This window comes from Anaerobutyricum hallii DSM 3353 (genome assembly GCF_000173975.1).
Classification (GTDB): Bacteria; Bacillota; Clostridia; order Lachnospirales; family Lachnospiraceae; genus Anaerobutyricum; species Anaerobutyricum hallii.
Genome location: NZ_ACEP01000038.1, coordinates 1 through 8,896, shown reverse-complemented (window position 1 = coordinate 8,896; position 8,896 = coordinate 1). Strand labels below are relative to the sequence as shown.

Sequence of the window (8,896 nt, the reverse complement as noted above, 5' to 3'; positions counted from 1 at the left end):
AATGGGAACATAACCATATCTAATGGATATTTGAAATTACCTAAGATTGGCCAAGTCCGCTTAAAACAGCACAGGATTATTCCAGAGGAATACAGACTCAAATCTGTAACAGTAAGTCAGACCCCAAGCGAAAAATACTATGCAAGTATCCTTTTTGAGTATGAAGACCAAGTACAGGAAAAGAAACTGCAAAAGTTTTTAGGTTTAGATTTTTCCATGCATGAATTATATCGTGACAGCAACGGTAAGGAGCCTGCCTATCCGGGGTATTACAGGAATGCGGAGAAAAAATTAGCGAGAGAACAACGTAAGCTTTCTAAAATGCAGAAAGGTTCGAATAATCGCAATAAGCAGAGGCTTAAGGTAGCAAAACTTCACGAAAAGGTTTCCAATCAACGAAAAGACTTCCTGCATAAGCAGTCAAGACAGATAACCAATGCTTATGATTGCGTATGTATAGAAGATTTAGATATGAAAGCAATGTCACGGTCGTTGAAATTTGGAAAATCCGTTTTGGATAACGGCTGGGGAATGTTCACAACATTTTTGAAATATAAACTGGAGGAACAGGGTAAGAAACTTGTGAAGGTGGGTAGATTTTTTGCAAGCAGCCAGACCTGTTCTGTTTGTGGTTACAAGAATGTTAAAACGAAAAATCTTGCGTTAAGAGAGTGGGATTGTCCGCAGTGTGGAACTCATCACGACAGAGATGTAAATGCGGCGATAAATATCAGAAATGAAGGAATGCGTCTGGTAAATGCATGACCTTAGAGAACAAATACAACCGTGGGACACACGGGGATAGCTCGCATATGCTTAGCACAGTAGTGCTATCGAACGAGAACCAAACTTGCCGAGGTTGGGAAGCCACCACCTCTACAGGTGGGGGAGGATGTCACCACCGAATTTAGAAGCAGACGAAAAATCAGAAACTAGGTCAGCTTGCACAAGATAAACGGGAACTTGATATGAAGTTTGAGATTGCTTCTATATTAAACCGTTGTACTACAGAACTTTCTTTAAATAAAGACATCAACTTAGCCATTAATAATCTTTTACAAATTGTAAATGAATATTTCTACGAAAGGACATTTTACACTATGAATAGAAAATTACTGTTTTTCGACATTGACGGTACACTCCTTGCCGGAGGTATTCCCGGATATATTCCTGACAGTACAATTGAGGCTTTAAAGCAGGCACAGGCAAATGGGCACTATATCTTTATCAACAGTGGGCGTACATATGGATTTATGCCAGAAGCCATTAAGGAATTCCCTTTTGACGGCTATGTTTGTGGCTGCGGTACGGAAGTTATTTTCCTCGGTAAGACTCTTTATCACTATGATCTTGATGAAGATTTGAAGCACAGTCTGCAAAGTATTTTAGAAGAATGTAAAATTCAGGCTGTATATGAGGGCCGCAAGTCCTGTTATTTTCAGAAAACAGAAAAACCTTTCGCCCCTATTACCGCCATTCGTAACTCTTATGCAAAAACAAATCTTGAACAGCCCATCCGCTTTTTTGATGACCCTGTTTTAGATTTCGATAAATTTGTCATTCTAACTGATGAAAACAGCAGCCTTGACTTGTTCCACGAACGCACAAAAGAACATTTCGACTTTATCGCAAGAGAAGAAATGCATCCTTACGGTTTTGAAGAAGTTGTTCCAAAAGGCTGTTCTAAAGCTGGCGGTATTGATTATATTGTAGAACACTTGGGTGAATCTTTAGCTTCTTGTTATGTATTCGGTGACAGCACAAATGACTTGTCTATGCTTACACATGTAAAGAATAGTATTGCAATGGGAAACTCTTATCCTGAAGTACTGGCGAATACATCCTATGTCACTACTCCGATTGAAAGAGATGGAATCAGGAATGCGTTGAAGCATTTTGGATTGATTTAATTTATTGGATAAACAGACGCCTGAGAAAAAAGCCTATATCTGTGATTCTGTCACTTGTGGATTGAATGCCACAGATATAGGATATATGATTTAGAGATAAATATTTATTCTAAGGATATTCAAAGTCAGGAAAGTTTACCCACATAGAATAATTATTCATCTTCCAACAGGCATCTCGCCCCTGCCTGCGGCAGTTACTATTTCAGCAAAATAATATGTTCTGCCGGCAATTCCACCGTTTCTGGAACTTTTTCCCCAATTTCCTGCCACTCCTTTTTAGTGACTTTCCACCATAGCGGACTCGTATTTTTTCCACTTTTATTCTGCAAAATAAGATACATCTCAAATGGTGCTTCAGAAATGCGTTCTAACTGGCAGTCCATTGTATTTAACTTTATAGATTCATTTGAATCCATATCTTTTAAATTTGTATCTTTAGAGACTATCGGATGAATTTCGTGTGCTCGGATTCCTACATGGGTAAGATTTGATGGAATCTCTGTCTGTTCCGGGAAAGTAAGTTTTATATCCCAATCGGATGCATATACCTCATGTGTTCCAGTTTTTGTGGCTCTGGAAATATTTTTACAGCCAGTAAGCCTCGCTGCATTCACGGTTCCCGGATTATCAAATATTTCTTTTGTTTTTCCTAATGTTTCTATCATCCCCTGATGCATAATAACTGTATCGCTGCACATCTGGTACACTTCATCTCTACTGTGTGAAACCATAATAACCCCTTTTTTAAACTGGTTAAGGTATGTCATCATTTCCTGCATTAATTTTTCTTTTAAATAAGCATCTAATGCAGAAAATGGCTCATCTAACAATAAAAACTTTGGCTCTGCTGCCATCATTCGGGCAAGGGCGGCTCTTTGCTGCTGTCCGCCGGAAATACGGACTGGGTAAGAGTTCTCCAATTCTTTTATGTGGAACTGTTCTAAGAGACGTTCCACTATTTCTTTTTTCTCCTGTTTTGACTTGCCTGATGCTGCAAGTCCTGCCTCGATATTTTGCTTTACTGTCATATGTGGAAATAATGCATAGTTCTGAAAAAGGTATCCTACCTTACGCTTCTGTGGCGAAAGATTAATTCCTGACTTTTTATCGAAAAGGACTTCATCATCAAGGACGATTCTTCCTTCATCGGGTGTCTCAATTCCCGCGATACATTTTAAGGTCATACTTTTTCCACAGCCAGAAGAACCTAAAAATCCGACAATACCTTCATCCATATCAAAATCTACAGCAAGCTCAAAATCTTTTAATTTCTTTTTAATGTGAACGGATAATGCCATAATTCTAGCCTTTCTTTTCCATAGAAAAATAATTCATACATACAACTACAATAAAGGAAATACCTACAAGAATCACTACATACTGCCCCGCGTCATCCATTTTTCCTGATGCAACTGCCGAATATACAGCTAATGGCAGTGTTCTTGTCTTTCCTCTGATATTTCCGGCAATCATTGCTGTTGCTCCAAACTCTCCAAGTCCTCTGGCAAATGCAAGAACTGCTCCGGAAATAACTCCTGGCCATGCAATCGGCATCTGCACTTTCCAGAAAATGTTCCACTCACTCATTCCAAGTGTTCTTCCTGCAGAAAGCACGTCAGGATTTACCTGCTCAAAGGCTCCTCTTGCTGATCGGTACATTAATGGAAATGAGATCACAACCGCAGCTAATACGGTTGCTCCCCATGAGAATGCGATTTTTACTGCAAAATATTCAATTAAAAACTTACCGATCGGCCTTCTCATCCCGAAAATATAAAGTAAAAAAAATCCTGCCACTGTTGGCGGAAGCACGAGCGGCAGGGTAAATAACCCATCTAATATTGTTTTCATCGTCTTACTCTTAAGACGGAAAACAAACTGGGCCGCAGCCACCCCCAGAAAGAATGTAATAATAATACTGAGGGTAGCTGTCTTTAAAGATATAATAATTGGTGATAAATCCATTGTCATATACATCCAGCCTGTCTTTTAATTATTCGTTAATTGTGAATCCTGCTTTTTCTAAGATTGCTTTTGCTTCATCTGTCTGAAGGAAATCTTCAAAAGCTTTTGCTTCGTCTTTATGTGCAGAAGAAGAAACGGTACCTACCGGGTAGATTACTGGTGTCTGCATCATAGAATCTTCTGCTGTTGCTACGATTTCTACTTCTTTGTCATCACCATTTGTATTCTCTGTCTGTGCATCTGTTGCGTATACGATACCTGCGTCAGCACTTCCCTCTGCAACCCAGCTTAATACCTCTGTTACGCTTGCTCCAAGACTTGCTTTCTTCTCAACTTCATCGTAAACACCTAAGTTCGTAAGAATTTCTTTTGCGTATTTACCTGCTGGTACGCTTTCAGGATCACCGATTGCAATTGTATCCGCCTTTGTGATGTCCTTGAAACCCTTAATTCCTAACTTAGAATCCTTAGGCGTGATTAATACAACATCGTTCTTTAATAAGTCAACAACAGTATCTTTATCTACAAGGTTCTCATCTACTAATGTGTCCATGTTAGATGTTGCTGCGGAGAAGAATACATCTGCATCTAATCCAGATTCAATCTGCTGCTGTAAATCTCCTGAACTTGCGTAAGTTCCTTCTACGGTTACTCCTGGATTCTCTTTCTCAAATAAAGGAATCAGTTCATCATCAAATGTAGCCTGAAGACTTGCTGCAGCAGCTACAGAAATCTTAGTCTGTCCACCTTCTGCTGCAACCTCTGTTGTTCCTTCTGCTGCACCTTTGTTAGATGAACTTCTACATCCTACACAGGATAAAACCATACATGCTGCTAAAACTGCAACGCCAATTCTCTTCACAAACTTCATGTTTCTCATAATTTCCCCTCGTTTTATTGCGTTTTATATTGTTTTGTTTCGTTTTATTACATTATATTTTATGCACCAGAATTTGTCAATAAATATGCAGCAAAATCTAACAATTTTTTAGTGTTACTAATAATTTTTAATATGCTAGATTTGGATGAATTATTATAGCAATGGTGGAGGGATTTGGGGATGAAAGTTGGGGAGCTGCTGCTTGCTCTGGATTTATTAGAGTATAGTAGTTGAATGGGACATCTGAGAATAAAAGTTAGGGTCTGCAACCACAGTCAGAATAAATAATTTTTCCCATGTTTTCTACATTGTAGCTGCCGAGTCCGGCTACCTCTTTTTGATATTCTGGGGAACGAATGATTTCTATCATTTTCTGATAAGATTTCTTAGTGAAATCTTCTTTTCGGATTACCATATCGTAACTTTCTTCCTGTATGAAAATAAAATCGATTCCTGGTACAGACAGGCTGTGCTTTTCGCTTCCAACTGCCACATCTGCTTCTCCCCTGTTTACTGTCGCTGCTGCTTCAAGATGTGAATTTACTACCTTCTGATATCCATTTACTTCCTGTGTGAAAATGCCTGCCTGACGTAATTTTTCATCGACAAGAACTCTTACTCCACTACCCGGTTCTCTATTTACGATTGTTACATCAGCTCTTTTTAAATCTTCAAAAGATTGAATTCTCTTTGGGTTCCCCTTCTTTACATAAAAACCTTGCTTTCTTTTTAATAAATGAAGAACAATTACATCCGTTCCCGGCAGCATACTGCTGATATACGGAATATTGTAACTGTTCGTTTTTCCATGCCATAAATGCGCTGTTGCTACGTTTACTTCTCCCTGATACATTGCATACAATCCATTGTAGCTTCCTTTATAAGAACGAAATACATTTTCCTCTACACATTGATTCAGGCGATTCGCCAACAGATCAAGAATCATATCCTGACCGCAGATGATAATCTGATTTGAAATTCTGTTTTGCGTTGCACTGGTTGTTCTACTCACTCCAGATATTTCATTTGATACATTCGGTAACTTAGATGTATTTTTTTCAAATTCAGCTTTATCAATATTACTATTATGCCCTGTCTGCATTGAATCTACAACCTTTGCCTGACTTCCATACTGAATATAAAAATCCAGATCCTCCTGACGGATTCTAAGCTGCTTTCCAAGTTTAGAAGCCTTTAAATCACCACGCTTAATCATGTCATATACTGTGTTTTTTCTTACCTTTAATATCTCCGCTGCTTCCTTTGCAGTAAATAACTTTTCACCCATAAGTTATATCCTTTCTCTTAACGATTCCCAACTATTTTCGTTGTATATCCGTGAAATGTAAACATATATTAACAAATTATACACCAAAGATATTGTTGGTGAAAGTAGTAATTTGCCGCAGGCGGGAGAGACGCTTTCTCAGGGAGAGCTGTTCTTTGGCTGGAGATGAATTCATAATTCCGCCCCGACCGAAGACAGAAACTCAGAAGATAAAACATCCCTATTTGTGACCTCGAGCAAAGGATGAATGCGAGCGCTTAAGCGAACATTCAACCTGCAGCGACTAAAGTCACAAATAGGGATGTTTTATCTTCTGGGTTTCATCAAATTTGCCAACAGCAAATTACTGATTCATCTCCCAAATTTATCTCTTGTATATGGAGCCAAAACTAAAAATCAAAGCCTTCAATTGTTGCAAAGTAATCCTCTGGTGTCTCCGCACGACGGATCATTCTTGTGCTTCCATCTTCCTGTAAAAGAATCTCCGCACTCTTTAAGCGACCATTGTAGTTATATCCCATCGAGAATCCATGTGCTCCTGTATCATGAAGTACTAGTAAATCTCCCATATCAATCTTTGGAAGCTTTCTGTCGATTGCAAACTTATCGTTGTTCTCGCAAAGAGAACCTACTACATCATATGTGTGGTCACATGGTTCATTTTCCTTACCCATAACTGTGATGTGATGGTAAGCACCGTACATAGCAGGACGCATAAGGTTTGCTGCACAGGCATCTACACCGATGTATTCTTTATAAGTATGTTTCTCATGAATTGCTTTTACTACAAGATGTCCGTGTGGCGCAAGCATGAAACGTCCAAGTTCTGTAAAGATCTTTACATCTCCCATTCCTGCTGGAACTAAAATCTCTTCGTAAGCTTTACGAACACCTTCACCGATTGCAAAAATATCATTTGGCTCTTTATCTGGTGTGTAAGGGATTCCAACACCACCGGATAAGTTGATAAATCCGATATGAACACCAAGATTCTCTTTTAATTCTACTGCAAGATTAAATAAGATGGATGCTAATGCAGGATAGTATTCGTTAGATACTGTGTTACTTGCTAAGAAAGAATGAATACCAAATTCTTTTACTCCTTCTCTCTTAAGTCGTTTGAATGCCTCAAAAATCTGTGGCTTTGTCATTCCATACTTGGCATCTCCTGGGTTATCCATGATGTCTGTTCCAAGAGAGAAATATCCGCCTGGATTGTAACGGCAGCAGATTCTTTCCGGAATACCACAGGCATCCTTTAAGAAATCAATATGTGTAATATCATCTAAGTTAATAATTGCTCCTAACTTCTTTGCAAGGATAAATTCTTCTGCCGGTGTTTCATTAGATGAGAACATAATGGAATTACCATCAGCAAATCCACAACGGTCGCTCATCATTAATTCTGTTAAAGAAGAACAGTCTGTTCCACATCCCTCTTCCTGTAAAATCTTAAGAATTGCAGGAGTAGGTGTTGCTTTTACTGCGAAATATTCTTTAAATCCTTCATTCCATGAGAATGCCTTGTATAAATCACGAGCTGTCTGTCTGATTCCCTTCTCGTCATATAAATGAAATGGTGTAGGATATTTTTCTACGATTTTATCTAACTGTTCTTTTGTAACAAATGGTTTCTTTTCCATCTTTTTTTCCTTCCTTTATAGCTTATATTTATATCTTTGTTTTTAGATGTTTACTTTTATATTTTGCTTCTGGCTTCTTTTGTAAGTTTTCTTTAATATCTCGATATTCCGTTTTGCGTTTCTTTTATAAGTTTTCCTCTAATATCTTGATATTCCGTTTTGCGTTTCTTTTATAAGTTTTCCTCTAATATCTTGATATTTCACTTTGGACTTCTAATTTTTTATCTGCCCTTCTAATTCTGTTAACTCTGCTTTACAGATGATATTTCTCTCACCGTCTATATCGAAGCATCTTTTTTCTCTATCTCAATAAGCCTGATTTCATTCGCCAGAGCATCTTTTAGCAGCCTTACCAAATTCGGATTAGCGGAATACAGACATGTTGAAGTCTCCTTATCCTGAAGTTCTCCCGTAAGTGCATAATTTGAATCTGTGATCAGGCGAAGCTGTCCATCCGCATCTCCCTCACAGTCTGCACTTCCAGATAAATTTTCAAACTTCTTCGTACGATAAATAATCGCTCCATCCATAGAATATTCTTCATCTGTCAACAAGACAACTTTTTTCTTCTGTGCAACCAATCCTAACAGTTCTTCCCTGAACAACTCTAACACAGATGCCGATACCGAAAGATAAACTCTCTCCTTCGTCTCCTTAAGCATATTGCGGAACTTATCCTCGATGTGCCTTCTGCCACGTATCGTCAAATACTTCGCATCTTCCTGCTTCTGCTTTGGAATCTGCCTCTCTAGAGTTTCAGAAAGTTCCTCCATATAATGAAGCTTATTCGAGCAAAACTCCTTTATCGAAACTGCATGATACTGTACTGCCTGCTCTTCTGCCATATAGGCCGCTCCCTTATCTACCAGCCCCGCCAATGCCGCATATGCATTAGAACGGGAAATGCCAAGCCGCTTCGCTGCTTCATAGCCACTTAACGCACCTTCCCCTAAAAGAAGAACATACACTCTGGCTTCCTGTCTGGTAAGACCAAAGCTCATGAGTAATTCTACGTTATCCATAAAGACCTCGCATTCTGTTTGTAATTTCTAAATAGTCATAATTTATCAATAAGTAGTATCATTCAGTACCACTATAATTCATATATTACAATTTGTCAACTAAATTCTTATTTGCGTAGCAAAACAAACAGACGCCGCTACAGAAGCATAGCAATCGGATTGCCGGAAAAATTATTAAGAAGAAGCTC

Annotated in this window: 8 protein-coding genes; 2 read left to right on the top strand and 6 right to left on the bottom strand. The window is 38.5% G+C overall.

Going from position 1 to position 8,896, the window contains the following annotated elements; translation table 11 throughout:
• On the top strand, positions 1-765 hold a 765-nt coding region (locus EUBHAL_RS03180), incomplete at its 5' end, for an RNA-guided endonuclease TnpB family protein (RefSeq protein WP_005344793.1).
• Positions 766-968: 203 nt separating this feature from the next.
• The gene (locus EUBHAL_RS03175) at positions 969-1,910 is read left to right on the top strand and encodes an HAD family hydrolase (RefSeq protein ID WP_005344791.1); all 942 of its coding nucleotides are present in this window, start codon (positions 969-971) and stop codon (positions 1,908-1,910) included.
• Positions 1,911-2,107: 197 nt separating this feature from the next.
• Here EUBHAL_RS03175 and EUBHAL_RS03170 read toward each other — a convergent pair whose 3' ends face one another.
• The 6 genes from EUBHAL_RS03170 to EUBHAL_RS03145 all read right to left on the bottom strand — a co-directional run bounded on the left by EUBHAL_RS03170 (position 2,108) and on the right by EUBHAL_RS03145 (position 8,708).
• Positions 2,108-3,208 (bottom strand): sulfate/molybdate ABC transporter ATP-binding protein, encoded by a 1,101-nt coding sequence (locus EUBHAL_RS03170; RefSeq protein ID WP_005344790.1) that lies wholly within the window; start codon positions 3,206-3,208, stop codon positions 2,108-2,110.
• Positions 3,209-3,212: 4 nt separating this feature from the next.
• Positions 3,213-3,875: a molybdate ABC transporter permease subunit gene (gene modB, locus EUBHAL_RS03165; RefSeq protein WP_044921730.1), complete on the bottom strand. Its 663-nt coding sequence runs from the start codon at positions 3,873-3,875 to the stop codon at positions 3,213-3,215.
• A gap of 28 nt (positions 3,876-3,903) precedes the next feature.
• On the bottom strand, positions 3,904-4,755 hold the full coding sequence (gene modA, locus EUBHAL_RS03160) for a molybdate ABC transporter substrate-binding protein (protein WP_005344786.1): 852 nt from the start codon (positions 4,753-4,755) through the stop codon (positions 3,904-3,906).
• Between the two features lie 256 nt (positions 4,756-5,011).
• Positions 5,012-6,043 (bottom strand): substrate-binding domain-containing protein, encoded by a 1,032-nt coding sequence (locus EUBHAL_RS03155; protein WP_005344785.1) that lies wholly within the window; start codon positions 6,041-6,043, stop codon positions 5,012-5,014.
• 389 nt (positions 6,044-6,432) lie between these two features.
• Entirely contained in the window at positions 6,433-7,686 is a 1,254-nt protein-coding gene (locus EUBHAL_RS03150) for a diaminopimelate decarboxylase (protein WP_005344783.1), read from the bottom strand.
• A 278-nt stretch (positions 7,687-7,964) separates the two neighbouring features.
• Entirely contained in the window at positions 7,965-8,708 is a 744-nt protein-coding gene (locus EUBHAL_RS03145; protein WP_005344781.1) for a TrmB family transcriptional regulator, read from the bottom strand.
• Positions 8,709-8,896 lie beyond the last annotated feature (188 nt).

Coding starts and splice junctions, on each gene's coding strand:
- EUBHAL_RS03175 (WP_005344791.1), top strand. CDS start 969: ATGAAGTTTGAGATTGCTTCTATATTAAACCGTTGTACTACAGAACTT.
- EUBHAL_RS03170 (WP_005344790.1), bottom strand. CDS start 3,208: ATGGCATTATCCGTTCACATTAAAAAGAAATTAAAAGATTTTGAGCTT.
- modB (WP_044921730.1), bottom strand. CDS start 3,875: ATGGATTTATCACCAATTATTATATCTTTAAAGACAGCTACCCTCAGT.
- modA (WP_005344786.1), bottom strand. CDS start 4,755: ATGAGAAACATGAAGTTTGTGAAGAGAATTGGCGTTGCAGTTTTAGCA.
- EUBHAL_RS03155 (WP_005344785.1), bottom strand. CDS start 6,043: ATGGGTGAAAAGTTATTTACTGCAAAGGAAGCAGCGGAGATATTAAAG.
- EUBHAL_RS03150 (WP_005344783.1), bottom strand. CDS start 7,686: ATGGAAAAGAAACCATTTGTTACAAAAGAACAGTTAGATAAAATCGTA.
- EUBHAL_RS03145 (WP_005344781.1), bottom strand. CDS start 8,708: ATGGATAACGTAGAATTACTCATGAGCTTTGGTCTTACCAGACAGGAA.